The sequence below is a fragment of the Kocuria sp. cx-455 genome (assembly GCF_057707085.1).
Window position 1 is genome coordinate 146,600 of the sequence record NZ_JBYIPM010000003.1, and the last position, 25,946, is coordinate 172,545.

Here is a 25,946-nt window from a genome sequence, read left to right on the forward strand (position 1 = left end):
CCCGAGCATCCGACTGGATCACAGCGAAAAGCGGGGCGGTTCTTGGATGGTCCCCAGCTTACTGACGTGTCAGCCTTCTCTGTGCACCACCGCGTGGGCGAATTCGATCAGTGCCGCCTTGGCCACGGTGTCCGGCAGGGGCCGGATCGCGGCAATGGCATCATCGGCCCACCGGTTGGCCGTGTCCCACGCCTCCTCGGACACGGGATGGGCGGCCACGGCCGCCACCGCTCGGGCCAGTGCGTCATCGCTGGCCAGGTCACCGTCGATGAGGTCCAGGACCTCCCGGGCGGCATCCGCAACCGACGGGTTCTCGCTCTTCGCATCCCGGCGCAGCAGGAGCACGGGCAGCGTGTCCACGCCTTCGCGCAGGTCGGTGCCCGGGGTCTTGCCGGAGACGTCGTCGTGTCCCGTGAGATCAATGATGTCGTCCGCGAGCTGGAAGGCCAGGCCCACCTTCTCGCCGTACTCGACCAGCATGTCGATGACGTCTCCCGGGGCTCCGCCCAACAGGGAACCGTACTGTCCACTGGCGGCAATCAGCGAACCGGTCTTACCCGCCAGCACCTTGAGGTAATGGGCCACGGGATCCTCGCCCTGCGTGGGGCCCGTGGTTTCCTGCAACTGCCCGATGACCAGCCGTTCGAACGTCTTAGCCTGGATCAACAAGGGCTCCTGGCCCAGTGCGGAGACCATGGCGGAGGCGCGGGCAAAGATCAGATCACCGGTGAGGATCGCCACGGAGTTGCCCCACACCGTCTGCGCGGTCTCGACACCGCGTCGCAGGGGGGCGGAATCCATCACGTCGTCGTGGTAGAGCGTGGCCAAGTGCGTCATTTCCACCACGGCCGCAGCTTCGATCACCTTTTGATTGACCTGGCCGGCCACCTCCGCGGCAAGCAGTGTGAGCAGCGGGCGCACGCGTTTGCCGCCGGCTTGCAGCAGGTGACGCGCGGTGACGTCCGCCAGGTGATCGGTCGAGCGCAGGGCCTCTTCCAGCCGCGTTTCGATCTGCGCGAGTGATTCCACGACGAGCGGACCCAGGCGGTCGTCCCGGGCAATGAGCTCAAATCCTGCGGGCAAACGCAATGAGCCATTCAGTCGGCTGGTTTCAGTCACGGTGTACCACTCTATCGACAATTCAGCGGGCCGGTGTTAGCGCATCGATGAGCGCTACGGCACGGTCGGTCACGGTTCGGGCGGGGCGGTCCGAGAGCTCTGTCATGATCTGCACCGCGAACCGCATCAACTGGGGCATGCGCATCCCCGCGCGCACCCCCGCGCTCAATAAAGCCGGGTGCCCGATGAGTTCGGCGAGCGCACGGCCCTGCACGAAGTGGGCGCCCCATTCGTGCTGTACCAGCTGCGGATAGCGAGCCAGCGCATTCTCGCGCTGTTGGGGTCCGTGGGCCGCTGCGGCATCCACCACGCAGGAGGCCGCGAACAGCGCCGATTCCATGGCGTTGGAAATGCCCTCGCCGTTGAACGGAGACACCAACCCGGCGGAATCACCGAGCAGCATGAGGCCGGGAACGTAGTGCGGAGTGCGGTTGGCGGCCATGGGCAGGGCGGCCGAACCCACGCGGCCCTCTTGATGCTCGGGGTCGAAGGTCCACTCGGCGGGCGTGGACGCCGCCCAGTCGCGCAGCACGGCGCGATAGTCGAGGGTGCCGAACGCGGGTGAGGTGTCCAGGATGCCCAGGCCCACGTTGGCGGTGCCGTCCCCCACGCCGAAAACCCAGCCGTAGCCGGGCAGCAGTGACCGCTTGGGATCGGTGCCGTCCACGAGTTCGAGCCAGCCCTCCATCCAGTCCAGTTCCGAACGCGGAGAGCGGTAATAGGTGCGCACGGCCACACCCATGGGCCGGTCCTTGCGGCGGTGCAGACCGGCCGCGACCGCTGTGCGGGTCGAGTTGCCGTCCGCGGCCATCACGAGATCCGCGTGGTGATCCTCGGTCTGCGAGGTCCGGCGCCCGGTGGCGGGGTCCATCACGGTGGCTCGCAGGCCCGCGATCCGACCGGTGTCATCGCGTAACACGTCCTGCACGGAACGGTGTTCGATCACGGTGGCGCCGGCGCCCTGGGCATGCCGGATGAGATCCTCGTCGAAACCGGCACGCGTGCGCACCAGCCCGTAGGAGGGAAAGTCGGTGAGCTCGGGCCACGGGAATTCCACGGTGCGCCCGGCGGCCACCAGGCGCAGCCCCTGATTGCGCTTGTAACCGTGCTCGGCCTGGTGGGGCAGACCCATGAGCTGCATTTGCTTCACGGCGCGCGGGGTCAATCCGTCACCGCACACTTTCTCGCGCGGATAGCTGATTTTCTCCAACACCGTGACGGAGATTCCCTGGGAGGCCAGCCAGTAGGCCGCGGTGGCTCCGGCGGGCCCGCCCCCGCTGATCAATACCTTCACTGTGCTGTGGCCCTCCGTGTGCCCCTAGCCGTTACTGCTCGGTCCGTCGTCCATTGTGTCATTGCCGATGAGCTTTCTCCGCCCGCGGCCGACCTATGCTGGAGGGCAATGACCATCGATACTTTCCCACCCAGCATGAGCGTTCTCACGGTGCCCGCGGCCGATGTGCCGGCCGCCGCACATTTCGCCACCCACTCGGACGTCCGCCGCCTCCTGGGTAGCCGCGATCCGGCCACGTGGATCCTGCGCGGGCAAGGGGTGGTGGGGCTGGGCCGGTCCGCCGAGTTCCGGGTGCGCGGCGGGACCCGCTTCACCTCCGCTCGCGTGTGGTGGGACGCCGTGCGTGACTCCGCCGCCGTGGACGACCGTGTAAACCGTCCCGGCACCGGCCTGCTGGCTTTCGGGGCCTTCGCCTTTTCGCCCTCGTCCACCGCTGATTCGGGGCTCGTGGTCCCGGAACTGGTGATCGGTTCCGACGATCACGGCGCGTGGGTCACGCTGATCCGCACCGGTGGCGCGGCACTCACGGTCTCCGACGCCGACGCCGCGTGGCGGGCTCACGTGGTCGAATCACCGACCGCGCTCCCCACGCGAGATGCGCCCGAGACGGAGCGGGCGGCGGCGTCGTACCCCACCGCGACCCCGGGTGCCCTGGACGAGGACCGCTGGATGGCCGCCGTGGCGGACGGTGTCGACATGATCCGCGCGGGTGACCTGGACAAGCTGGTGCTGGCGCGCGACGTGGTGGTTGATGCGGGGCGGCCCATCGAGCTCAGTGCGATACTTGCGCGGCTGAGTGAGCGGTACGACTCGTGCTGGACGTATTGCGTGCGCCCCGGTGGCACCGACGACCCGGACGCGGGGCGGCTGCTGGGTGCGACCCCGGAAATGCTGATCCGCGTGAAGCAGGGCACCGCCTCTGCGCGCGTGCTCGCGGGAACCCTGGACCGGCGCGACCTCCCGGAAGGCGCCAATCCGGAGGACTTCGCCGGTGTGGCCCTGGGCGGATCCGACAAGCAGCAACGCGAGCACAAGTTCGCCGTGGACTCCCTGCTCGCGGGGCTGTCACCGTATGCCGAGACCGTGCACGGCGAGACTGAACCCTTCATCCTGGCCCTGCCCAACGTGTGGCACCTGGCCTCCGACGTCCGCGCCGAACTGCGCACCGGTGTCGACGGCACCTTGCCATCACCGCTCGAACTGGCCGAGGCCGTTCACCCGACCGCGGCCGTGTGCGGAACCCCGACCGATGTGGCCGGCGGTGTGATCGAAGACCTCGAACGCATGGATCGCGGTTTGTACGCCGGCCCCGTGGGCTGGCTCGATGCCTCCGGTAACGGTGAATGGGGTATCGCGCTGCGCGGTGCGGTGCAACTCGATGCGCGGCGGGCCCGGGTGAGTGCAGGGTGCGGGATCGTTGCGGAATCCGACCCCCGGGCCGAACTGGCCGAGACCTGGGCCAAACTGCGACCCATGCTCGAGTCCCTGCCTGCTACGCGCGCCTGAGTCCCTCCGCGTTCGGGGCGCCGGAAATAACGGCGTAGTAAGGTTTGCCACAAACTACACAGCGTTACTGCTTCCCGAGGGAGATCCCATGTTCAAGCTTCGCCGCGTAATGCCCGCACTGGCCCTGCTGTCCGCTACCGGGCTGATCCTGAGCGGCTGCGAATCCACGTCCGAGTCCGATTCCCAGGCCGGCGGCGAGGGCGGCAAGCTCACCGTGTGCGCCAATTCGCCCTATCCCCCGTTCGAGTTCGAGCGCGACGGCGAGGTCGTGGGCTTCGACATGGCCCTGGCGGACGAGATCGCCAAGGACCAGGGCAAGGAAAAGGAGTTCATCCAGGCGAACTTCGAAACCTTGGAGTCCGGCGCTGCCCTGGATACCGACCAGTGCGAAATGGTCATTTCCGGCATGGGGATCACCGATGAGCGCAAGGCCTCCATGGACTTCTCCAAGCCGTACTTCAATGACGAGATCGGCTTGTTGACCACTAAGGATTCCGGCATCACCAGCTTCGACTCCATTGGCGACGCCGCTGTGGGAGTGCAGCAGGCCACCTCCGGTGAGAAGTACGCCGAGGAAAAGGGTGCCACCGTCCAGCAGTTCGAGGACGTGGAGCTCATGTTCCAGTCCCTGGAGACCGGCGGCGTGAAGGCCGTGTCCGGTAACATCTCCACGCTGGGCAACCGCGTGGAGGACAACGAGAACCTCGAAATCGTGGAGACCGTGGACACCGGCGAGAACCTGGGTGTGGCCGTGAAGAAGGGCAACACCGAACTACTCGATTCCGTGAACAAGACCCTGGACCGCCTCAACGAGGACGGCACCATGGACAAGATGCGCGAAGAGTGGATCGGACTCTGATCCGGCGAACCGCTGATGGTAGAAGCTGAGTCGATCTGCAACGGGTGCCGGGCGAGTCTCTCGCCCGGCACCCGTTGTCAGCGCGGTGCGAGATGATGGAACGAGAATTTCTGGGATGACTTTTGTGATGACTGAGGGAGAAAACTGATGGCCATGACCACCCGACAGCGTGCCAAGCTGTCGCGGGGCATCCAGTACGCCGTGCTGATACTGGTGTTGATCGCCCTGGTCGTTCTCGCGGACTGGCAGATTCTGTACGAACGAGTGTTCAACCCCGCGGTGATTGCGGATCAGTTCCCCGGGATCATCACCATTGCCTTGAAGAACACGCTCATCTATACGGCACTGGGTTTCGTGGTGGGGTTGAGCCTGGGTGTGATCCTGGCGCTCATGAAACTGTCCTCCGTGGCGCCGTACCGGTGGATCGCAACCCTCTACATCGAGTTCTTCCGCGGCGTCCCCGCCTTGTTGGTGTTCCTGGCCCTGGGCTACGGCATCCCGTTGGCGTTCGGCTTCCGGTTCAATCACTACGTGACCGTGATGATCGCCCTGGGCGTGGTGGCCGCGGCGTACATCGCCGAATCCCTGCGCGCCGGCCTGCAAGCCGTTCCCGCGGGCCAGTACGAAGCCGCCCGGTCCCTGGGCATGTCCCACACCCGCGCCATGGTGACCATTGTCATCCCCCAGGCCCTGCGCATCGTGTTGCCGCCGCTGACCAACGAGGTCATCCTGCTGACCAAGGACTCCTCCCTGGTCTACCTGTTGGGCATGGGACTTGCCCAGTATGAGCTCACCAAGTTCGGCCGCGAAGGTATTTCCGGCGCCGGCGCGGGCCTGACGCCGCTGGTTGCGGCGGGCATCTGCTACCTGATCATCACCGTGCCGCTGGGTCTCCTGTCCCGCCGCTTTGAAACCAAGACCGACCGCGTCAAGAAGTCCTCCTAGGAGCCACGGTGTCCACATCTGCAACCGACAACACTCCGGCGACCCCCGGATCTCAGGCACCCGCCGTGTCCGTACGCGGACTCAACAAGGCCTACGGGGACCTCGAGGTGCTGCGCGGCATCGACCTGACCGTTCACCCCGGTGAAGTGGTGTGTTTGATCGGGCCCTCCGGGTCCGGCAAGTCCACCCTGCTGCGCTGCCTCAACCTGCTGGAAGAACCGCAGTCCGGTGACATCACGGTCAGCGGCTTTGACGTGACCGACCCGGACATCGACGTGGATGCCATGCGCCGCAACGTGGGCATGGTGTTCCAGCAGTTCAACCTGTTCCCGCACCTGACCGTGCTGGAAAACTGCACCGTGTCCCAGGTCAAGGTGCTCAAACGCTCCAAGACGGAGGCCGAGCGGACCGCCATGACCAACCTGGAACGCGTGGGTCTGGCGGAGAAGGCCCAGCAGCGACCCGGGCAGCTCTCCGGCGGTCAGCAGCAGCGCGTGGCCATTGCCCGTGCACTGTCCATGAACCCGGATTTGATGCTCTTCGATGAGCCCACCTCCGCACTGGACCCGGAAACCGTAGGCGATGTGCTGGCCATCATGCGCACCCTCGCCAACGAGGGCATGACCATGCTCGTGGTGACCCACGAGATGTCTTTCGCCCGCGACGTCGCCGATCGCGTGGTCTTCATGGACGGTGGCGTGGTGGTCGAGGAGGGACCCGCCCGCGAGGTCATCGGCTCCCCCAAGCACGAACGCACCCGGTCCTTCCTCTCCCGCGTGCTCAACCCCACCAAGGTGGACGCGCCGGAGTAAGCGCCGCCGATCGGGCTTGGGGGCCGCCAGGACCGTCAACCACACGTGAGGGGCCGTTAGAACCTGTTCTCGCTGGCGAGAGGGCTCTAACGGCCCCGCAGGTGTTGCAGTGGGCTCTGGGTACGCCTGGCGCGCTCTCGGTCCAGGTGCTGGAACAACCACTGCAGGAGTTCCCTGCGTCGCTTGGGATCCCTGAGGTCGTTGAGGACCACCACGCGGACCTGCCACCCGTGATCCCGCAGGCGTTGAATCCGATAATTCTCGTCCCCGTATGCCTTCCCGTTCTCCCAGTGCGGGCGCCCGTTGTATTCCAGGGCAACCATTTCTGCGGGCCAGGCAAGGTCCGGGTACACATATTTTCCGTCCATCATGACCGGATGGTTGGTCTCCATGGGCGGTAGTCCGCAGGTGAGGAGCACCAAACGGAGCAGAGTTTCCATGGCAGAAATCGTGGGCCCCTGAGCCAGTTTCAGGGCCTGCCGAACCCGCACCACGCTCTGGGCCCGCTGCGGTAGCTGATTCAGCAGCTCCCCCACATGATCCACAGCAAGCGGTTGGACCACCGTGCGCCCCTCGGCCATGACCCGCAGGGACATCAGGGCATCCACGCACGCGGTGATGCGCCACAGGGGAAGGACCGGAGCTGCGACCACGAGTGCCTCCACCGGGTGGGTCAGAGGACAATCCCACGGGCCCACGATCCCCGGCAGCCCCAGCGACTTGGATACGCACGTCAGTCGTTGACTCGATGACAACCTGGTGCCGTTCCACGCCAAGTGTGTTGTGTGTGATCGCGCCGCGTACTCCCGAGCCCGTGGCGCCGGGGCGTGGCCCAAGAGGCGTTGTTCCCAGCCGTACGAGTGACCGACAGGGAGGTTCAACATCTCGAGCGCCGTCAGCCCGGTCACTGCCACCTGACCGCGGTGTCGTTCCAGGTGCTCCCGCAGCAGAACCGACCGCTGCTGAACGCTCAGCGGTTCAGCGCTGCGCACCCACGCTCCCCTGGCCAGGTGGTGCATGTACGGCCTGCGCCGCAGCTCCCGCGGTCGTCGTTCCCATTCCCGGGCGCTCAGCGCCGTCAGTTTCGGTCCCAGGTCCATTGCTTCGAGAGTTCGCATGGGACGGACCTTAGAGCCCGACGACGCCGCTCGGTCGTCGGATTCTCGGTTCACGCCGTCTCCCCACCCCAGCTGTTGTCACCCCGGCACCTGTGGAGGGCGCTCCGCGCGGCGATCGGCGCTGCGATTAAGAGGGCACCCATCTGCGGGTGCGGTGTGACCCGGTGCGGCGCTGATGTGAGCGGCGGTGACACGATGGCGAACGCGCGCTACGCACGACAGGGGCCGGTGGCGCCGTCGAACCCACCTCAAGTGAGGGTGAAGCCCTTCTCCGCCCGCCAAAAGGTTCCAACGGCCCCTCAGATGCGCGGCACGGCCCTGACTGCACGTGGAGTGGCGGAGCGTGGCAGCAGGGTACGGCCGCGGGGACGCGGGACACGTGGGGAACACAAAAGCAGGGTGCCGTTGCTCGCCATGAGCAACGGCACCCTTGGTGTTTCTCTGTATCCCGAGGCAGTCGGGGTCAGCGCGCTGGTGCGCCGGCCGACTGTCGTTCCCGGAACGTCAGTTCAGGACGGTCGAGGGAGTGTTGACGTCCTGGTTGTCGGAAGACTCCAGGATTTCCTCTGCCTTTTCCTTGGCGGCTTCCACGGCCTTCTGGCGGGGAACCAACACGGTCACGAGTGCGCCGAACAGTGCCACGCCACCGAAGATGTAGAACGCAGTGGCACCACCCAGACCGGCTGCAACCAGCCAGCCACCGATGAGCGGGCCGAAGATGCCGCCCAGTCGGCCGAAGCCGGAGCACCAGGCCACACCGGCTGCACGAGCGTTGGTGGTGAAGTAGTTGGAGGTGAAGCCGTAGATCAGTACCTGGGTGCCCAGGGTGCCCACACCGGCCACGGCGATGAACATGAACAGCACCGGCAGCGGGAAGTGGAAGGTCATCAGCACCAGCGTGATGGCTGCCACCACGAAGGTGGTGGAGACGATGAACTGGGGTCCGCGGCGGTCGGCCAGCTTGGAGGCCACCACACCACCGATGACGGCGCCGGAGTTGAGCACCAGCAGGAATGCCAGCGAGTAGGTCTTGCCGTAGCCGTAGCCCTCCATGATCTTGGGGAGCCAGGTGTTCAGACCGTAGGTCAGCAGTAGGCCGGAGAAGGACATGAAGCCCAACAGGATGGCGCCCACACGGAACTGCGAGGAGAACACGGCCGCGAAACCGGTCTTGGCGGGAGTGGCGCCGGCTTTCTGGACAACGACTTCTTCCAACAACGATGTGCCGGTCTTGGCGGAAACGGCCTCCGCCTCTTCACGGCGACCACGGGAGAGCAACCAGCGCGGGGACTCAGGGAGCTTGAAGAACGCAATGGGCAACAGGAACAGGATGGGAGTCGCGCCGATCATGAACAGACCACGCCAGCCCAAGGGCTCAAGAAGGAGCATGCCCAGCAGTGCGGCGAGCACGCCGCCGGCGGGGATACCCGAGTACACGATGGCGTTGTAGAAGTTACGACGTCCGGCGGGAGCGAACTCCGCAATGGTGGCGCCGGCCGTGGCGAGGATCGCGCCCAGGCCGATGCCGGTGAGCAAGCGCAGCGCACCGAACGCGAAAATCGAGGTGGAGAGCGAGGTGACGAACATGCCGATAGAGAACCAGGCAATACCCACCAGGATGATGCGACGGCGGCCCACGTAATCACCGATGGAGCCGCAGATCAGGGCGCCGATGAGCACGCCGATCAGGGCGTAGGAACCCAGGCTTCCCGCGGTGGCGGCGTCAAGTGCGCCGATGTGGGAGGGATCTGCCATCAATGTGGTGAGGACGGTCCCGTAAATGGTGAGGTCGAAACCGTCGAAAATCAGTGCGGCGCAGGCGATACCGGCGACCCAGGCGGCGGTCCTCGCCTCTTTTCGCGGGTTGGCGGCAACGAGCGTGTTGCTCATGGTGGTGGTCCTCTCGGATCAAAGATCTTCCGGAGAGCCCCTAGACCCCCGGTGCGTTTCCCAAAATGGTTGCGCGTTAGAACTTAATCCTGAAGCACTGTGAGCCTTACCACACGGGGATAACCCCCAGGGTTTCGCCAGGGGGTGTTAATGTCCCTCTGCATATGAGTGGATGCTAATTTGCAGCCATAACTACCTAATGCGTGCCCGACGGCCGCACGGTGATGACCTCCACCTGCGCCGTTGGCTCGGCATCGACAACGAGGCGCACGGCGGCTGCGATCTGGGTCGGCTGGATCCACTCCTCGGCGCGATATTCCTTGTCCAGGTAAGCGTGCAGCTCTTCCTGCATGTCCGTGGCCACCCGACCCGGATGCACCGACGACACCCGCACGCCGTTCTCGCGTTCTTCTTCGCGCAGCGCGTCCGTGAAGGCTCGCAGGGCAAATTTGGTGCCGGAATACAACGACGACGCCGGCCCTGCGGTGAAACCCGAACCCGAGTTGATAGCCACCACGTCCCCGCCGACGGCTCGCAGCTGCGGCAACACCAACTTGGTCAGTTCCGCCACGGAGAAGACATTGACCTCGAAAATCTCGCGCCACTGCTCACGAGTGGCCTCTTCCACGCGGGCCATGGGTGCGATACCGGCGGAGTGCACCACCACGTTCAGTCCCGAAAACTCGTGGGCCAGGGGCGCCCACGCGGCCTCGACCGCGGCGTCGTCGGTGAGCTCGGCAACGAACGGTCGAGTGCCCGGGCCGAGCCCCTCGAGTTCGGAACGCACCCGCTCGACGTCCCCGGAACGCCGGCCGCCCACGAACACTACGTGGTCACGGGCGAGATCCTCGGCCACGGCTCGCCCGATACCCCGGGTGGCCCCGGTGACCAGGGCGGTGCGCGGTGACGCGCTGGAAATAATCTGCTGATCAGTCATGGACCCATGCTAGCCACGAGGGGCTCACCCGCGATCGCTGCACCCCGGGCGAATCAGCGGCAATCGCTCCAGCAGCACGCACCTACTTCTCCACGGGGTACTTGGCCAGGAACTGCCTGGCCGCATCTTGCGCTGCCTCACGAAGACCCTGGTGGAACTCCCGCAGACCGGCGCGGTCGATCGGGACTTCGATCACGCGGCGACCACGGACAGGGGCTGCAAACAGTGCGGCCAACTCGATGGCGGTGTCCGCACGACTGTACTCGACCCCGTAGGCCGCACACAGGTCCGGCAGGGACACCCGGTGCGGTGTTCCGAAGAAGCGCTCCACGGTACTGGTGTACCGGGTGTCCTGAGCCACGGCACCGTGTTCGAGTTTCCCGAAGATTCCCCCGCCGTTGTCGTTGAGGACCACGAGCTGGACGTTCGGGACGTCCTCGCCATCGCCCACGAGTAACGCGCCGGCGTCATGCAGGAACGTGAGGTCGCCCAGGAACACGCGCACCGGACGCCCCGTTCCCAATCCCACACCGTGGGCGGTGGCCACGGTGCCGTCGATCCCGGACACACCGCGGTTGGCCACCACGGCCACGGGGTCCCCCGGCCAAGCGACGAGGTCCAGGTCGCGGATCGGGTTGGACGAACCGGCCACGAGCACGGCACCGTCTGCCGCGCACGCATCCCACACGGCGTGAGCCACGTGCAGGCCGGTGAGGGCGGGTGCGGAATTGGTCTGCGTCCGCAGGGCCTCGCCCGCGGCCACGCCGGTGGCCTCCCATAACTCGAACCACCCGTCACGCACGGGTCCGAGACGGTCGAGGGCTTCGTGGAAGGAGCGGACAACCTCCTCGTCACGGCGCCCCTCCTCGAACCACGCAACCGGCTCGGGCCGCACGGCCAGGACACGCACGTCCTCGCGCCGCAGCAGGGCCGCAACGTGCCGGGACAGCGTGGGACGGCCCACGAGCACCACGGTGTCCACCTGATCGACCAGGTCCAGCTCCAACACGTTCTGGTAGGAGGGCACGGCGGAGGGGCCGAAACGCGCGTTCGAGGACGGTTCGGCCATGAGCGGCAGTCCGGCATCCGCTGCGAACCGCGCGGCAGCCGGTCCGGCGCCGTCACCGGCCATGACCACGGCCCGGGCGCCGTGCGGGGTAGTCGGTCGCTTCCCGGGGTTCTCAGCCGAGGGTGACGGATCATCGCTACCGCGCTCGTCTTGGCCGCGGTCCTGTGAGCCGATGTTCCGGAGCAGCTCGGTGGTAGCAACGTCCGGGCTTTCAACCACCAGGGACTCATCGAAGGCGGCCCAGGGGTGGGCGATGCGTGCGGGGCGATTCTCGGCCAATTCCGCGGCCAGTTCCGCCGCCCAGTTCGTGAGGAACAGGTGGTCTTCCTCTGCCCGCGGGTACAGCGGGTCCCGCAACCCCAGATTGAGGTGTACCGGGCCCGGTGCGGTGGTGTCATGTCCCCCGGCGGCCGCGAGCGTGCGATCCAACGTCTCCGCGGCAGGGTTCTGATCGTCGGGCACGAGATCCACTTGGGCGCGCACGAAAGCCGCGAACACTCCCGGTTGGAACGTGGTCTGGTTGGCGCCGGTGCCGCGCAGTTCGGGCGGCCGGTCAGCCGTGAGGGCGACGAGCGGAGTCCCCGAGTGCGAGGCCTCCATGACCGCGGGCAAGAGGTTGCCCACCGCGGTGCCGCTGGTGGTGAGCACCGCGACGGGTCGGCCGGTGGAACGGGAAATCCCCAGGGCAGTGAAGGCCGCCGCGCGCTCGTCGATACGCACGTGAACGCGCAGCGCCCCGCTCTCCCGGGCCGCTGCGGCGGCATAGGCCACGGGTGCCGAGCGAGAACCCGGTGCTATTACCATGTGCTCCATGCCCGCGCGCGCGAGGGCACTCAGTGCGGTGGTGGCCGTCAGCAGGCTCGGAGTGATCATGGAGCCCACTCTAGTGAGCCCCTCGGACACCCACAGCCGCCCGCATCACGCGGGCCTTCAGGACGAGGTCACGCGCGCACCTGACGTGGGCGGCGCCCCCCGATTAAGGACGACGCCGCCGCGCGAGCCTCAGATCCGCCAGTCGCTGTTCTCTGCCTTGAGGCTTCCCAGCACTCCGGGAGTCTCGATGCTGTCGTCCTGGATCATGCCCGCAGCCTGCGTGCGGCCGGTCTGGGGGTCGATCAGCAGGAACGAGCCCAGAGCATGCGACCGGGTGTAGCCGGTGGCGAAGATCGGCTCGGCCACCCGCACCGTGATCCGGCCGATGTCATTGAGTCCGAAAGAATCTACGGATTCTGCACTGAGGCTGTCCAGGTTCAGGCGACCGTCGATCGACCCGACGATCCCACGAACCACCCGCGTGGTGTGCTTGAGCAGTACGCGCTGACCCTCGTGCAGCGGCTTCTCGTCCAGCCAGCAGACCACGGCTTCCACGGACTGGCTGGGTTCGGCGCCCGCCTCCACACCGGAGATGAGATCGCCGCGGGTGATGTCGATCTGGTCACTCAACCGCAGGGTCACGGACTGCCCGGCCACGGCCACCTCCAGGGGCTGACCGGCCAGGTCGATGGCCTCGACCGTGGTCCGACGGCCGGCCGGCTGCACCGCGACGGTATCTCCCACGTGCACGGTTCCGGAGGCGATCTGTCCCGCGTAACCGCGATAGTCCACCAATGCGGGATCCACCGCGGCGGACTGCGGGCGCAGCACCGTCTGCACGGGGAACGCGAAATCCTCGGACCGGGTGAGCTCGGCCGAATCCGGCAGCGTCTCGAGCCATTCCAGCAGGCTGGGGCCCTCGTACCACGGGGTGTTGGGCGATTTCTCCGCCACGTTGTCACCGCGCAGCGCGGAAATGGGGATGGTCTGCAACGCCAACACACCGAATTGGTCGGCCAGCTCGTGCAGGTCCGTGTTCAACCGCGCGAACCGTTGCTCGGCGTCCGGGACCAGGTCGATCTTGTTGAGCGCCACGATCAAGTGCGGCACACCCAGCAGCGCGGCCACAGCCAGGTGGCGTCGGGTCTGCTCCACGATCCCGTGTTCCACGTCCACCAGGATGATGAGCGCATCCGCGGTGGAGGCGCCCGTCACGGTGTTGCGGGTGTACTGCACGTGTCCCGGGCAGTCGGCCAGGATGAAGTTGCGGGCGGGCGTGGCGAAGTACCGGTAGGCCACGTCGATCGTGATTCCCTGCTCGCGTTCGGCCCGCAGACCGTCGGTCAGCAGCGCCAGGTCCGCCGAGTCGAGACCGCGCGCCTGGCTCACCCGCTCGATGGCCTCGAGCTGGTCGACCAGGATGTTCTTGGTGTCGTGGAGCAAGCGCCCCACCAGGGTGGACTTGCCATCGTCCACGCTGCCCGCCGTGGCAATGCGCAGCAGGCTTCCTCGGGTGTCGACGCTCATTTTAGAAATAGCCCTCTCGCTTGCGGTCTTCCATGGCGGCCTCGGACATGCGGTCATCCGCTCGCGTGGCACCGCGTTCGGTGAGTGTGCTGGTCGCGACCTCCGCCAGCACATCCTGGGCATTCGCGGCCGGTGATTCCACGGCTCCGGTGCAGCTCATGTCACCCACGGTGCGGTAGCGGACGGTGCGGCGTTCGATGTTCTCGCCCTCGCGCGCGCTCACGTACTCCCCCACGGCCAGCAGCATGCCGTCGCGCAGGATCACGTCCCGTTCGTGTGCGTAATACAGCGGCGGCAGCTCGATGTTCTCCGCGGCGATGTAGCGCCAAATGTCCAGCTCGGTCCAGTTGGACAGCGGGAACACCCGCACGTGCTCTCCCGGGCGGTGGCGGGTGTTGTACAGGCTCCACAACTCGGGGCGTTGATCGCGCGGGTTCCACTGGCCGAACTCGTCGCGCAGGCTGATGATGCGTTCCTTGGCCCGGGCCTTCTCTTCGTCACGGCGGGCACCGCCGTAGACCACGTCGTGGCGTCCGTCCGTGATCGCGTCCAACAACGGCACGGTCTGCAACGGGTTACGGGTGCCGTCCGGGCGCTCGCTCAACCGCCCGTCGTCGAGGTAGTCCTGCACGCTGGCCACTTCCAGGCGCACCTTGAGCCGCTCGGCGGTTCGGTCGCGGAACTCGAGAACTTCCGGGAAGTTGTGCCCGGTGTCCACGTGCAGCACGGGGAACGGGATGGGGCAGGGCCAGAAGGCCTTGGCGGCCAAGTGCAACATCACCACGGAGTCCTTGCCGCCGCTGAACAGCAGCACGGGACGTTCACCCTCGGAGGCGGTCTCGCGGAAAATGTGCATGGACTCGGCTTCAAGCCGCTGCAACTGGGAGAGCGCGGCCGCGTGCGGTGCCGAGGTGGAGGTCACTGTGGTGGTCATACGTGAATCCCGCATTCTGTCTTGCCCAGCCCGGACCAGCGACCAGCGCGCGGGTCCTCACCGGGGGCAACCTTTCGTGTGCACGGAGCGCAACCAATGGACGGGTAACCCTGCGTCAGCAGTGGGTTGACCACCACCAGGTTGGTCTCGGCCCAGCTCACGACGTCGTCGAAGGTCCAGTCCACGATTGCGTTGATCTTGACCATGTGATGGCGTTCGTCCCATTCCACCGGCGCAGCGTTGGCGCGATGGGGAGTCTCCTCGCGGCGCAGCCCGGTCACCCAGGCCTCGTAGCCCGCAAGGGCGTTGTCCAACGGCTCGACCTTGCGCATCCCGCAGCACATGGCGGGCTCGCGGTCGTGGAGTTTCGCACCGAACTCGGCGTCCTGCTCGGGTACGGTCAGCCGCGGCAGCAGGGTGCGCACATTCACGGGCCAGTCCGAAGCGAACGAGTCCCGGGTGTCGATGGTTTCCTGGAAGTGGTAGCCGGTGTCCAGGAACAGCACGTCCACGTTCTTGATGTGCTGGCTGACCAGGGCGGGCACCACGGTGTCCGAGGCCATGGAGCACGCCACCGCAAGCGACTTCCCGAACGTCCTGCCGGCCCAGGCCAGCAGTTCCTGGGTGTCCGCGTTGCGCTGACCGAACAACTCGTTGGCCTCCTCGACCAGGGCCTTCAGCTCCGCCTCGGAGCGAGTTCGCTGGGGTGCCGACGCCGCGTCGGGCGCCCCGGCCCGGCCGGGTGCGGCCGGTGCCGTGCCCGGGGCAGGTGCCTCCGGCGGCGTCGTCGGGGATGGAGTAGTGGGGGTGGTCATCGCAGGCAATCCTCCTCGGCGTTCTGTGCCCACTCGGCAAAGGTGAGTTCGCCGTTGGTCTCTGCCATGTAGCGGCGGGTCACGCGCTCCACATAATCGGTCAGGCCGTCGGACGTGACCTTCAGGCCCCGCACGGTGCGCCCCAGCCCGCCCTCCTCGCGGTCGGCGGAGGCGAGCCCGCCGCCCAGGTGCACCTGGAACACGAACTCCTCGCCGATGAACTGGCCCTTGAGCCCGATGTCCGCGGTCTGGATGCGCGCGCACGAGTTGGGGCAGCCGTTGATGTGCAGGGAAATGGGGTTCGTGATCTCGAGGTCCGTGAGCCGCTCTTCGAGCTGATCGATCACCTGGGCCGCCAGGCCCTTGGTCTCCACGAACGCGAGCTTGCAGAATTCAATGCCCGTGCACGCAATGGTCGCGCGGCGGAACGGGCTGGGGTGCGCGTCCAAGCCGTGGGGTTCGAGCGCGGTGGTCAGCTCCGCCACACGATCCCCGGGGACGTCCAGGACCAGGATCTTCTGGTAGGGCGTCAGGCGGATACGGTCGGAACCCACGGCCTCGGCTGCCTGGGCGAGCGCCAACAGCGCGGCGGAGTTGAGACGACCCACGGTGAGGGCGAAGCCCACGTATTTCTTGCCGTCGTGCTGCTCGTGGACACCCACGTGATCGGGGCGACCCACGGCGCGGGCGGGCGCGGGGCCGTCCGGGAGCTCGCGGCCCAGGTACTCGTCCTGGAGCACCTGGCGGAACTTCTCGATGCCCCATTCGGCCAGCAGGAACTTGAGGCGGGCCTTGGTGCGCTGCTTGCGGTACCCGTAGTCGCGGAAGATGCCGGCCACGGCGGCCCACACGGGAACCACGTCCTCCGGCGCCACGAACACGCCGAGCCGCTCGGCCAGGCGCGGGGTGATGGACAGCGCGCCACCCACCCACAGGTCGTATCCGACCCCGAGTTCGGGGTGTTCGACGCCCACGAAGCTGACGTCGTTGATCTCGTGCACCACGTCCAGGCTCTTGCTGCCGGTGATCGCGGTCTTGAACTTGCGGGGCAGGTTCACGAAGTCCGGGTTGCCCACGAACGCCTCGCCCAGGGCGTCAAGCTGCGGTGTGCAGTCGATGATCTCGTGGGCATCCACACCGGCCACCGGGCTGCCCAGGAACACGCGCGGTGTGTCGCCGCACGCCTCGACGCTCAACAGACCCACGGAATCCAGGCGCTCCCAGATCTCGGGGACGTCCTCGATGCGGATCCAGTGCAACTGGATGTTCTGGCGGTCGCTGACATCGGCGGTGTCCCGGGCGAAGTCCCGGGAGATTTCACCGATCACGCGGGCCTGCGCCACGCTCAGCCGGCCGCCGTCCGTGCGGATGCGCATCATGAAGTACTTGTCGGACAGGGACTCCGCGTCCAGCTTGGAGGTGGAGGCGCCGTCAACGCCTTGCTTGCGCTGGGTGTAGAGCCCCATCCAGCGGAACCGCCCGTGCACGTCATCCGTGGGGATCGAATCGAAACCCTGCTTGGAGTAGGTGTCGATGATGCGCTCACGGACGGCGAGCGGATCGCCCTCGGCCTTGAACTCCTCGTTGTGGTTGAGGGGGTCCTTACCGCTGATCTTCCATTGCCCCAGGTTGGTGCCGGGGCGCGGTCCGCGCACGCGCGGGGCGGCCGACGTGGCAGGGCTCTCGGTTGAGGTCGTGTGCGCGGCCATGGCAGCTCCTTGAACGCAAACTAGTGATCGTCAGGTGCGCCACGAGACTTCGGGGGTACGGGTGAGGTCCCCGAGCGGCACAGTTCTGCGTGACCCGTTGCGTAAAAACTACCGATGCCCGGCCATCCCCGGTAGCCAGGTGTCACAGGGCGTCACATAGGTCGGCGGACGTCACGACGCCGCCGCTCGGCCCTGTGGCATGTCGGGCGCGGCGCACCCCCAAGGGTGCGGGTCGGCACCCGCGGGCGCGAGCGGCCGGTGTGGCTGCTCGCGCCCCTGCCCGAATCAGCCGTCGTAGGAGCGGCGGGCCCGGCGAGCGCGGTCGCGGGTCTCCGGATTGGACTTGCCCCGGTAGCCGCGGTACTTGGGACCCTTGGGCCCGTTCTTGCGGCGCTTGCCGCGGCCGTGTCCGTGGCCCGGCTTGTCGCTGACACCGCCCGGGAACTCGGGATCCTTGCCACGCTCGAGCTTGAAGACCTGCACCACCGCGGGGCGAGGCATGGAGAACTCACCCTCCTCGAGGCGGGTGGGCAGCGCGTAGTCCGGGAAGTAAGACCGGGGCTCCTCGAACGAGCCGTCCTCACCCGGGTGCTGCACTGCCACGTAGGCCATGTCCTCGGTGTCATGGATGACCGGGCCGCAGGTTTCGGCATCCTGCGGGACCGACAAGAACTGCTGCACACGGCCGCGCTCGGAACCGGTCAGGCCCACCTTGAACAGGCCGTCGTTGTAGCCGATCTTGGACGGCGCGCCGTCCGTGGAGATCCACAGGTTACCCGCGCGGTCGAAGGCCACGTTGTCCGGGCAAGAGATGGGTGAAACCTGCTCCTTGGGGTAACCACCGAAGTACGTGCCGGAGTCCTTGGTGGGATCACCGCAGACCAGCAGCAGGTTCCAGTCGAAACGCGTGGCGTTCACGCGACCATGGCGTTCGGTGAGTTCCAGGACGTAGCCGTCGCGGTTGCCGGTGCGCGGGTTGGCTTCGTCCACCGGAGCGAAGCCGGGCTTGCCGCGGTCGGAGTTGTTGGTCAGCGCGGCGTACACCTTGCCGGTGTGCGGGTTGGGTTCCACGTCCTCGGGGCGGTCCATCTTGGTGGCGCCGGCCTTGTCCGCAGCCAGGCGGGTGTACACGAGAACCTCGTCCACGGCCATCCCCTCGATCATGGACTTGCCGCCCTTGATCAGGGGCAGCCATTGGCCGGAGCCGTCGAACTCACCGTCCGCGGGCAGGGTGCCGTCACCGGTGATCTGGGCCGGGGAGGAGTTACCCGTGAGCTTGGCCACGTATAGGTCGCCCTCGGAGAGCAGCGTCATGTTGTGGCGCTTGTCCCCCTCCTTGTACTTGCGGGAGGAGACGAACTTGTAGATGTACTCGAACTTCTCGTCGTCACCGGAGTAGGCGACCACCGTGCCGTCATCACCCACGTGGACGTTGGCGCCCTCGTGCTTGAAGCGGCCCAGCGAGGTGTGCTTGACCGGTGCGGAGTTCGGGTTCTGCGGGTCGATCTCCACGATCCAGCCGAAGCGGTTGGGCTCGTTCTTGTAGTCCTCGACGCGGGCGTCGAAACGCTTCTCGACCTCGGGCCAGCGGCGCGAGGGCATGGTAGTGGGGAATCCGTAGCGCTTCTCCTCCGGGGTGCCGGAGGTGATGAAGTACTGGTGCACGTTCTCCTCGCCGGAGAGGATCGTGCCCCACGGGGTCACACCGCCGGAACAGTTGTTCTGAGTGCCCGCAATGCGCTTGCCCGTGGGATCGTCCTGCGTCTTGAGCAGGTCCGAACCGGCGGCGGGGCCGTCCACCACGAACGGGGTGCTCAGGGTGATGCGACGGTTACGGGCACCACCGCGCACGTAGGACCACGGTTCACCCACCTTGGCGCGGGTGATCTCCACGACCGACATACCGTGTGCGGCCATGGCGGTGCGCACCACGTTGGCCAGGTTCTTCTCCTGCTCCCCCGTGGGGAACATGGTGTTCTCATTGGTGTACTCGTGGTTGTTGACCAGCACACCGGTCAGCCCGTTGGGGTCCGGAATGATGTCCAGATAGTCGGCGTTGAAACCGAACTGCTTGGCCTGGGCCTCCGGGGTCTGGTTCTTGGGATCGAACTCCGGGGCGTCGTAGAACAGCGGGTCGCCCCAGCGGATGATCGGGGACCAGTCATAGCCCTCTGGGACATTGAAGTCGTCCACGGTCATGCCCACGGGTTTGATCGGGGTGAAGTCCAAGCGACCGCGGCCCTTGCCCCAGTACGCGTAGGTTGCGTTGGCCGGGTCAGCGGTTCCGGCCACGACCCCCACCGTGACGGCACCTGCCAACCCCAGGCCCAGGGCGGAACGGCGGCTCACGGCCGCGGAAATGATGTCGTGCGCGTACTCGTTTCCGGACTGGTTGCAGTCCGGGTTCGTGCACTGACTGCCGCACTTGAGCTCACAGGTCAGCGGGCTGCGCTTGCCCTTGACATGGCCCAGCATGGGCAGGAGTTTGCGGCGTTCGGGTGTCTGCGTCATGGGATCCCCTGGGTGAGGACATGCAAATACACATGTCAGCGAGTTGTTCCGCTGCCTAGCTCACCACCTGAGAGTGAGCTGAGTACGACGCCAGGTGAAACGGGAGGTTAATTGACCGAGCCGGGCAGCGCTAACCCGCCAGCACCGCATGCGTCCTGCGGATCCGGTCGAGCCACCAGTCCCGCCGCTCACCCGTCACCGCGAATTCCGCCACGAGATCCTGATCCACGGCTACGTCCCGCACTGGAATGAAGCCGTCCTGCGGTTTGAGTGGCTCACGGGTCACATCCGCCTCCATGAGTGACAGCGTTCCCAGCCCGCACGCGTACGGCAGCTCGGGCAGCGCGGCTGCCAGGGCGACACCCGCCCGAATCCCCACGGAGCTGTCGATCGCGGAACTCACCACGGCGGGTAGGCCCGCGTCCCGCACGATCCCCAGCGCCCGGCGCACTCCCCCGAGCGGGGCCACCTTCACGATGATCAGGTCGGCGGCACCGGCACGGGCCACCGCGAGGGGATCTTCGGCCTTACGCACCGACTCGTCCGCGGCGATCTTCAGGTCGATATTCTTGTCCCGCAGTCGCCCGCGCACCTCTGCCAACCCTGCGATGCCGGCCACGGGCTGTTCTGCGTATTCCAGGTCGAACGCCGCCAACTCCGTGAGCGCCGCGACGGCCTCATCGTCACCCCAGCCCATGTTCGCGTCCACGCGAAGCCGCGCGTCGGGAAGGAGGTCGCGGACGGCGGCCACTCGAGCGACGTCGTCCGCCAGGGCTTGACCGCGCTCGGCGACCTTGATCTTCACGGCGGGTACCGCACCGCCGTACCCGGCGAGCACCTCGGCCACCCGGCTGGCGGGCACGGCCGGGACGGTGGCGTTGACGGGGATGGTCGAACGCACGGGGTCGGGGAATCCCCGCCACGCGGTTTCAAGACCGGCACGAAGCCACTGGGCGGCCTCGACGTCCCCGTATTCCGGGAACGGGCCGAATTCACCCCACCCGGCGGGCCCCCGGAAGATGGCGGTCTCGCGGACCGTGACGCCCCGGAACGTCACGCGCATCGGAAGGGCAACCACGCGAACGGTGTCCAGGAGGTCGGCAACGGGCGGCAGGTTCAGAGCGTGAGCGGAGGTCATGAATCTAGGGTAAGTCTCGCCGGAGCGGCCCTCGGTCAGCACCGCTCACAGTTCGCCGGGCAAACAAACGCCCGGCTGGAGGAATCCAGCCGGGCGTTTGCTCAGTGAGTCAGACTAACGCTACTCGTCAGTTGACCGGGGCGGCGACGTTCTCGTCCTCGTCAACGCCCATACCCGGGACTTCGGTGCCGGTGGCTCCGGCCTTGACGGCCTCTTCGATGCGCTGACCGATGGTCTCGTCCACGTTCTTCCAGTACTGGAAGGCGTTGGACAACACCGGTTCCTTCACACCGTCCAGGGCGCCGGCAACGGTCTCGACGAACTCGTCGCGCTGGGCGTCGGAGAACACCTCGCGGACCAAGATGCCTGCCTGGACGAAGTCGCCGTCGTCCTCGCGGAGGGTGTAAGCCTCGCGCACCAGGGCGCCGTCGTCCTCCCAGCCGGTGTCGACCGGTCCGACCTCGTCCGACCAGGAATCACCGAAGGAGTTGGGTGCGTACACGCTGCGGTTGCCGCTGTGCTCATACCACATATTGCCCTCGAAGTTGTAGGTGTGGACCTCGTTGATTGGGCGGTTCACCGGCAGCTGCTGGAAGTTGGTGCCGATGCGGTAGCGCTGAGCATCCGCGTAGGCGAAGTTGCGGCCCAGCAGCATCTTGTCCGGGCTCATGCCGATACCGGGAACCACGTTGGCCGGGGAGAACGCGGCCTGCTCGATCTGCGCGAAGAAGTTCTCCGGGTTGCGGTTCAAGGTCATGGTGCCGACCTTGTGACGCGGGTAGTCCTTCTTCGACCAGGTCTTGGTGAGATCGAACGGGTTGAAGCGGTAGGTCTTGGCCTCCTCGTACGGCATGACCTGCACGTACAGGTCCCACGAGGGGTGCTCGCCGCGCTCGATGGCGTCGAACAGGTCACGGCGGTGAGCCTCGGCGTCGGCACCGGCCAGGGCCTCGGCCTCGTCGTTGGAGAGGAAGTCCACGCCCTGGTTCGACTCGAAGTGCCACTTGACCCAGAACTTCTCGCCGGCTTCGTTGACCCACATGAACGTGTGGGAACCGTAGCCGTTCATGTGACGCCAGGTCTTGGGCAGACCACGCTGACCCATCAGGTAGGTCACCTGGTGAGCGGACTCGGGGTTCTGGGTCCAGAAGTCCCACTGCATGGTGCCGTCACGCAGACCGGAGTCCGGCAAACGCTTCTGCGAGCGGATGAAGTGGGTGAACTTCATGGGGTCGCGCACGAAGAAGACGGGGGTGTTGTTACCGACCAGGTCGAAGTTGCCCTCTTGGGTATAGAACTTCAGGGCGAAGCCGCGGACGTCGCGCCAGGTGTCCGGGGAACCCAGCTCGCCTGCCACCGTGGAGAAGCGAGCAAGCATCTCGGTCTTCTTGCCGGGCTGCAGGAAGTCCGCCTTGGTCCACTGGGAAACGTCCTCGGTGACCTCGAAAGTACCGAATGCGCCGGAGCCCTTAGCGTGCGGACGACGCTCGGGAACGTTCATGCGGTTGAAGTGCTGCAGGGTCTCCACCAGGTGGTGGTCGTGAAGCACGATCGCTCCGTTGGGACCGGTGGTCAGCGAGTTGCGGTCGCTGACTGCGGGGATGCCGGCCTGGGTGGTCGAACCTGTACCGTGTGGGGTGGTGTCCGTCATCACGTACTCCTTGGTTGGGCTGGGACGGGTGGGTGAACCGGTCGGCCCTGGATGGGCCTCGCGGAGGACTAAGGGGCTAGCTCTGCGCTGTCGCCGTGTCGGATTCTTGAGCCGAGCAGTCGGAACAGACGCCTTGGTATACGACATCCGCAACGTGGATGTTCATCCCATGGGTTTCGGTGGGGGCCAGACAGGGAGCGTGCCCGACGGCGCAGGCGACGTCCTCAATGCGCCCACACACCGTGCACACCGCATGGTGATGGTTGTCGGCCACCCGCGTCTCGTAACGGGCCGGAGAGTGTGCCAGGTCAAGCTGACGCAACAGACCGGCCTTGGTGAGCGAGTGCAACACCACGTAGACGGATTGCACGGTGATGCTGGGCATCACTGTGCGGACCGCGGAGAGCACCTCATCGGCAGTGGCATGCGGGGAACGCTCCAAGGCGTCCAGCACGGCCAGCCGAGGTTTGGTGACACGCAGTCCAGCCTCCCGGATCCGCGCGGCCCACGCCCCGGGAGCGACGGCGGTGGTGCCGGCGTTCTCGTGCTGCGGCTGCTGCGCAGAGAAAGTGGTCGAGGTCATAACGACACTATGTCATATTTTGAGTTACTCATCAAAAGGTTTGGACAATTTTTTGCGTGCTGGCGGGCGTGAGCTCCACAACACCCGGTGGGAGCAACCCGACCCCATCCGCTAGGAGGCCCCGCTAGGAGGCCGGACCACCGAACGGCCCACCCGGCCAGCCACGAACCGAGGACCCGTACCCACGTTCCGACAACGTTTCCGCAGGTAGAACGGGTATTCCTCGTTTGTGAGTATTTTTAGACCCCAATGTTTTAGTCCCCTGTTGTGCGGGCACATGATTCAAACACGTTGGAAATTCTTGCGATAACAAGTGGGTAATGGCACACTGGCCTAATCCGGCGCCTCATCGATGAATGGCGCCAAGAGTCCTGTTGGGGAACGGGACTGATCCATTTGGGGGAAACAGATGCTCGTAGCTACAAACGCGCCATTGAACGGCGTGGGCAGTATGCCGGAATACACTCATTCAATCCTGCAAAGTGGCGGGCGACTACTGCTCATGATCGCCATGGCGCTTTTCTTGGCCTACATGCTGTTCATGGTGTGCGCAGTAGCCATCTCAAGCGCGTTCACCACGTGGACCTCGCTTCGGCAGCACCCCGGATCCCGCACTGTGGCGGCCCTCACCGGCGGATCGCACGTGCAACACACGGGTCACCGCGTGCGGGGTGCCCACGTGAAAACCGGTTCGGCCCAATACCACGGTCAGCGGTAGAGCATCCGTCATGATTATGTTTTTCGGAAACAGGATCGATTTGGTCCTGTGGCTCGTTATTGCGCTGGTGCTAATTAGTGTTCTGTACGGTTTGACGTTATTGGTGCTTTCTCGTTTTGAACCCCGCGGTCGGGGAATTTCCGCTGGTCAGACTCAGGATGTGGGCTCTGAAAAAACCGTGGTCTTCGTGGTCCCGTGTTTGAACGAGGATCGCGTTCTGAAAGCAAGTCTGGACCGCCTGACCAGTCTTGATTATCCCAGAATTCATATTCTCGTGATTGATGACGGTTCCGATGACGGGACCGCGGACATCGTTCGCTCACACCCGGATCCGCGGGTTCGCCTGTTCCAACGTGTTCTCCCGGAGGCCCGTCAGGGCAAGGGCGAAGCGTTGAACGCAGCCGTTCGACACCTCGTGGGCAGCGAATTGCTCGCCGGATTGCCCCAGTCGGAAGTGATCGTGTGCGTCATGGATGCGGACGGGCGCCTCGATCCCCACGCTCTGGATGAGGTCATGCCCCTGTTCCGGGATGATCAGCTGGGTGCCGTGCAGGTCGGTGTTCGTATCAACAACCGCCAGCAGAACTTGTTGGCCCGCATGCAAGACATCGAATTCGTGCTGTTCACTCACGTGTTCCAGCGCGGTCGCCGGCATTTGGGCAGTGTGGGCCTGGGCGGCAACGGTCAGTTCGTACGGTTGTCCGCACTCACAGGGTTGGGCCCGGCTCCGTGGTCGCACAGTCTCACGGAGGACCTGGACCTGGGGGTCCGGTTGCACATCGACGAGTGGGACATCGAGTTCTGCTCCACCTCGTCCGTGCACCAGCAGGGCCTGGTGGACGTCAAGCGGTGGATCAAACAGCGCACCCGCTGGTTCCAGGGGCACCTTCAGTCCTGGAACCTGGTGCCCTGGGTGCTGCGCGATCTGACCGGGACGCGCAGGACAGACATTCTGTACCACCTGACCAGCCCGTTCCTGCTCCTGGTCACGTCCTTCCTGAGTGCGGCATTCGCGTTCTGGGTCCTGGACGTCCTGCTCGACATCGCCCTGGGACAGGCGGTGGTCTCCCCCTGGTGGCTCTCCGCCTATCTAGTGGCGTTCGGGCCCGCCGTGCTGTTCGGATTCGTGTACTGGTCGCAGGAGAAACAGCAGGGATTGAACCCGTTCGTGGCCGTGGCGCTGATCCACGGGTACGTCCTCTACGCGGTGCTCTGGTATGTGGCGGGCTGGAAGGCGGCCTACCGCGCCGTCCTCGGCAAGAACTCGTGGGCCAAGACGGAACGCAATGTCGAAAGTAAAAATCAAGTGGACGTGTCCGCGGAGGAGCTGACAGGTGAGGCCATACCCGAGGAAATTGCCGGCGGTGCTACTGGGAGTTCTGCTCCTCGCGCTGTTGGTCATGGCAGGGGTCAATAACGTGTGGCGGCTCCAACCCTGGGCGGACGGGGAAACCCACGGCCGGTGGACGGCGGTCTACAACGGGCACGGCCGGACGGTCGGTACGGACCAGCAGGTGGTGCTGGAACCCAACGCGGCGACGTCGGCGGACGTCACACACGCGTCACTGGTGCGCACCACTGAGACGTATCAGGACGCGGACTTCGAGATCACCATGAACACCGAGGAGCAGGTGCGCAAGGGCTCTCCCAACGTGTGGGAGGTGGGTTGGGTGCTGTGGAATTTCCGGGACAACGAGCATTTCTACGCCGTGGCGCTCAAGCCCAACGGCTGGGAAATTTCCAAACAGGACCCCGAGTACCCGGGAAGCCAACGTTTCCTGGCCACCGGGGATGACGTGCAATTTCCCGTCGGCCAGGACTACCGAGTGGAGATCGAGCAGGACTGGCCCCGGATGACCGTCAAGGTGGACGGTTACGTATTGGCCACGGTGACTGATTCGGAGCGGCCGTACCGCGGTGGCTCCATCGGGCTGTACACGGAGGACGCCCGGGTCCGTTTCATGGACCTCAGCGTGGCCACCGCGCCGGGAGATTGAC

21 protein-coding genes are annotated in these 25,946 nt (G+C 66.0%); 7 read left to right on the plus strand and 14 right to left on the minus strand.

Annotated features, from left to right (window positions below):
- Positions 1-69 precede the first annotated feature (69 nt).
- The gene (locus tag AC3ENJ_RS06225; protein WP_320414954.1) at positions 70-1,119 is read right to left on the minus strand and encodes a polyprenyl synthetase family protein; all 1,050 of its coding nucleotides are present in this window, start codon (positions 1,117-1,119) and stop codon (positions 70-72) included.
- Positions 1,120-1,141: 22 nt separating this feature from the next.
- Positions 1,142-2,413, minus strand: a complete 1,272-nt coding sequence (locus tag AC3ENJ_RS06230; RefSeq protein WP_431813411.1) for a geranylgeranyl reductase family protein — start codon at positions 2,411-2,413, stop codon at positions 1,142-1,144.
- 108 nt (positions 2,414-2,521) lie between these two features.
- Between AC3ENJ_RS06230 and AC3ENJ_RS06235 the strand changes: the two genes are divergently transcribed.
- The 4 genes from AC3ENJ_RS06235 (at position 2,522) to AC3ENJ_RS06250 (ending at position 6,535) form a co-directional block, all read left to right on the plus strand.
- Positions 2,522-3,919, plus strand: coding sequence for an isochorismate synthase (locus tag AC3ENJ_RS06235; RefSeq protein ID WP_431813412.1), 1,398 nt, complete (start codon positions 2,522-2,524; stop codon positions 3,917-3,919).
- Positions 3,920-4,007: 88 nt separating this feature from the next.
- Entirely contained in the window at positions 4,008-4,778 is a 771-nt protein-coding gene (locus AC3ENJ_RS06240; protein ID WP_223841193.1) for an ABC transporter substrate-binding protein, read from the plus strand.
- Between the two features lie 153 nt (positions 4,779-4,931).
- Positions 4,932-5,723, plus strand: coding sequence for an amino acid ABC transporter permease (locus tag AC3ENJ_RS06245; RefSeq protein WP_431813413.1), 792 nt, complete (start codon positions 4,932-4,934; stop codon positions 5,721-5,723).
- 8 nt (positions 5,724-5,731) lie between these two features.
- A complete protein-coding gene (locus AC3ENJ_RS06250) occupies positions 5,732-6,535 on the plus strand; it encodes an amino acid ABC transporter ATP-binding protein (RefSeq protein ID WP_320414953.1) in 804 nt (267 codons plus the stop codon).
- A gap of 86 nt (positions 6,536-6,621) precedes the next feature.
- Here AC3ENJ_RS06250 and AC3ENJ_RS06255 read toward each other — a convergent pair whose 3' ends face one another.
- The 12 genes from AC3ENJ_RS06255 to AC3ENJ_RS06310 form a co-directional block, all read right to left on the minus strand.
- Positions 6,622-7,707 carry a hypothetical protein gene (locus tag AC3ENJ_RS06255; protein ID WP_431813414.1) on the minus strand — a complete coding sequence of 362 codons (1,086 nt, stop codon included), beginning with the start codon at positions 7,705-7,707 and terminating at the stop codon, positions 6,622-6,624.
- A gap of 450 nt (positions 7,708-8,157) precedes the next feature.
- Positions 8,158-9,543, minus strand: coding sequence for an MFS transporter (locus AC3ENJ_RS06260; protein ID WP_431813415.1), 1,386 nt, complete (start codon positions 9,541-9,543; stop codon positions 8,158-8,160).
- 196 nt (positions 9,544-9,739) lie between these two features.
- The gene (locus AC3ENJ_RS06265; RefSeq protein ID WP_431813416.1) at positions 9,740-10,480 is read right to left on the minus strand and encodes an SDR family oxidoreductase; all 741 of its coding nucleotides are present in this window, start codon (positions 10,478-10,480) and stop codon (positions 9,740-9,742) included.
- Between the two features lie 82 nt (positions 10,481-10,562).
- Positions 10,563-12,422 carry a 2-succinyl-5-enolpyruvyl-6-hydroxy-3-cyclohexene-1-carboxylic-acid synthase gene (gene menD / locus AC3ENJ_RS06270; protein ID WP_431813417.1) on the minus strand — a complete coding sequence of 620 codons (1,860 nt, stop codon included), beginning with the start codon at positions 12,420-12,422 and terminating at the stop codon, positions 10,563-10,565.
- Between the two features lie 129 nt (positions 12,423-12,551).
- Positions 12,552-13,889: a sulfate adenylyltransferase subunit 1 gene (locus AC3ENJ_RS06275; protein WP_431813418.1), complete on the minus strand. Its 1,338-nt coding sequence runs from the start codon at positions 13,887-13,889 to the stop codon at positions 12,552-12,554.
- 1 nt (position 13,890) lies between these two features.
- Positions 13,891-14,823 carry a sulfate adenylyltransferase subunit CysD gene (gene cysD / locus AC3ENJ_RS06280; protein WP_431813419.1) on the minus strand — a complete coding sequence of 311 codons (933 nt, stop codon included), beginning with the start codon at positions 14,821-14,823 and terminating at the stop codon, positions 13,891-13,893.
- Positions 14,820-15,638, minus strand: coding sequence for a phosphoadenylyl-sulfate reductase (locus tag AC3ENJ_RS06285; RefSeq protein WP_223841192.1), 819 nt, complete (start codon positions 15,636-15,638; stop codon positions 14,820-14,822). The genes cysD and AC3ENJ_RS06285 overlap by 4 nt, the downstream gene beginning before the upstream one ends.
- Entirely contained in the window at positions 15,635-17,347 is a 1,713-nt protein-coding gene (locus AC3ENJ_RS06290) for a nitrite/sulfite reductase (protein ID WP_431813420.1), read from the minus strand. Before AC3ENJ_RS06290 ends, AC3ENJ_RS06285 begins: the two co-directional genes overlap by 4 nt.
- A 285-nt stretch (positions 17,348-17,632) precedes the next feature.
- Entirely contained in the window at positions 17,633-19,858 is a 2,226-nt protein-coding gene (locus AC3ENJ_RS06295; RefSeq protein ID WP_431813421.1) for a PhoX family protein, read from the minus strand.
- 130 nt (positions 19,859-19,988) lie between these two features.
- Positions 19,989-20,996 (minus strand): o-succinylbenzoate synthase, encoded by a 1,008-nt coding sequence (locus AC3ENJ_RS06300; RefSeq protein WP_431813422.1) that lies wholly within the window; start codon positions 20,994-20,996, stop codon positions 19,989-19,991.
- Between the two features lie 127 nt (positions 20,997-21,123).
- The gene (locus tag AC3ENJ_RS06305) at positions 21,124-22,647 is read right to left on the minus strand and encodes a catalase (RefSeq protein WP_431813423.1); all 1,524 of its coding nucleotides are present in this window, start codon (positions 22,645-22,647) and stop codon (positions 21,124-21,126) included.
- A 76-nt stretch (positions 22,648-22,723) separates the two neighbouring features.
- Positions 22,724-23,230, minus strand: a complete 507-nt coding sequence (locus AC3ENJ_RS06310) for a Fur family transcriptional regulator (protein ID WP_190781272.1) — start codon at positions 23,228-23,230, stop codon at positions 22,724-22,726.
- Positions 23,231-23,681: 451 nt separating this feature from the next.
- Between AC3ENJ_RS06310 and AC3ENJ_RS06315 the strand changes: the two genes are divergently transcribed.
- The 3 genes from AC3ENJ_RS06315 to AC3ENJ_RS06325 are packed head-to-tail and all read left to right on the plus strand — an operon-like array spanning position 23,682 to position 25,945.
- The gene (locus AC3ENJ_RS06315) at positions 23,682-23,948 is read left to right on the plus strand and encodes a hypothetical protein (protein ID WP_498957841.1); all 267 of its coding nucleotides are present in this window, start codon (positions 23,682-23,684) and stop codon (positions 23,946-23,948) included.
- A 16-nt stretch (positions 23,949-23,964) separates the two neighbouring features.
- Positions 23,965-25,365 (plus strand): glycosyltransferase family 2 protein, encoded by a 1,401-nt coding sequence (locus AC3ENJ_RS06320; RefSeq protein ID WP_498957851.1) that lies wholly within the window; start codon positions 23,965-23,967, stop codon positions 25,363-25,365.
- Positions 25,313-25,945 (plus strand): 3-keto-alpha-glucoside-1,2-lyase-like domain-containing protein, encoded by a 633-nt coding sequence (locus AC3ENJ_RS06325; protein WP_431813426.1) that lies wholly within the window; start codon positions 25,313-25,315, stop codon positions 25,943-25,945. The genes AC3ENJ_RS06320 and AC3ENJ_RS06325 overlap by 53 nt, the downstream gene beginning before the upstream one ends.
- Position 25,946 lies beyond the last annotated feature (1 nt).

What these genes read in the sequence shown, in the direction of transcription:
- AC3ENJ_RS06235 (WP_431813412.1), top strand. Translation starts at nt 2,522, where the DNA reads ATGACCATCGATACTTTCCCACCCAGCATGAGCGTTCTCACGGTGCCC.
- AC3ENJ_RS06240 (WP_223841193.1), top strand. Translation starts at nt 4,008, where the DNA reads ATGTTCAAGCTTCGCCGCGTAATGCCCGCACTGGCCCTGCTGTCCGCT.
- AC3ENJ_RS06245 (WP_431813413.1), top strand. Translation starts at nt 4,932, where the DNA reads ATGACCACCCGACAGCGTGCCAAGCTGTCGCGGGGCATCCAGTACGCC.
- AC3ENJ_RS06260 (WP_431813415.1), bottom strand. Translation starts at nt 9,543, where the DNA reads ATGAGCAACACGCTCGTTGCCGCCAACCCGCGAAAAGAGGCGAGGACC.
- AC3ENJ_RS06265 (WP_431813416.1), bottom strand. Translation starts at nt 10,480, where the DNA reads ATGACTGATCAGCAGATTATTTCCAGCGCGTCACCGCGCACCGCCCTG.
- menD (WP_431813417.1), bottom strand. Translation starts at nt 12,422, where the DNA reads ATGATCACTCCGAGCCTGCTGACGGCCACCACCGCACTGAGTGCCCTC.
- AC3ENJ_RS06275 (WP_431813418.1), bottom strand. Translation starts at nt 13,889, where the DNA reads ATGAGCGTCGACACCCGAGGAAGCCTGCTGCGCATTGCCACGGCGGGC.
- cysD (WP_431813419.1), bottom strand. Translation starts at nt 14,823, where the DNA reads ATGACCACCACAGTGACCTCCACCTCGGCACCGCACGCGGCCGCGCTC.
- AC3ENJ_RS06285 (WP_223841192.1), bottom strand. Translation starts at nt 15,638, where the DNA reads ATGACCACCCCCACTACTCCATCCCCGACGACGCCGCCGGAGGCACCT.
- AC3ENJ_RS06290 (WP_431813420.1), bottom strand. Translation starts at nt 17,347, where the DNA reads ATGGCCGCGCACACGACCTCAACCGAGAGCCCTGCCACGTCGGCCGCC.
- AC3ENJ_RS06295 (WP_431813421.1), bottom strand. Translation starts at nt 19,858, where the DNA reads ATGACGCAGACACCCGAACGCCGCAAACTCCTGCCCATGCTGGGCCAT.
- AC3ENJ_RS06300 (WP_431813422.1), bottom strand. Translation starts at nt 20,996, where the DNA reads ATGACCTCCGCTCACGCTCTGAACCTGCCGCCCGTTGCCGACCTCCTG.
- AC3ENJ_RS06305 (WP_431813423.1), bottom strand. Translation starts at nt 22,647, where the DNA reads ATGACGGACACCACCCCACACGGTACAGGTTCGACCACCCAGGCCGGC.
- AC3ENJ_RS06310 (WP_190781272.1), bottom strand. Translation starts at nt 23,230, where the DNA reads ATGACCTCGACCACTTTCTCTGCGCAGCAGCCGCAGCACGAGAACGCC.
- AC3ENJ_RS06315 (WP_498957841.1), top strand. Translation starts at nt 23,682, where the DNA reads ATGCCGGAATACACTCATTCAATCCTGCAAAGTGGCGGGCGACTACTG.
- AC3ENJ_RS06320 (WP_498957851.1), top strand. Translation starts at nt 23,965, where the DNA reads ATGTTTTTCGGAAACAGGATCGATTTGGTCCTGTGGCTCGTTATTGCG.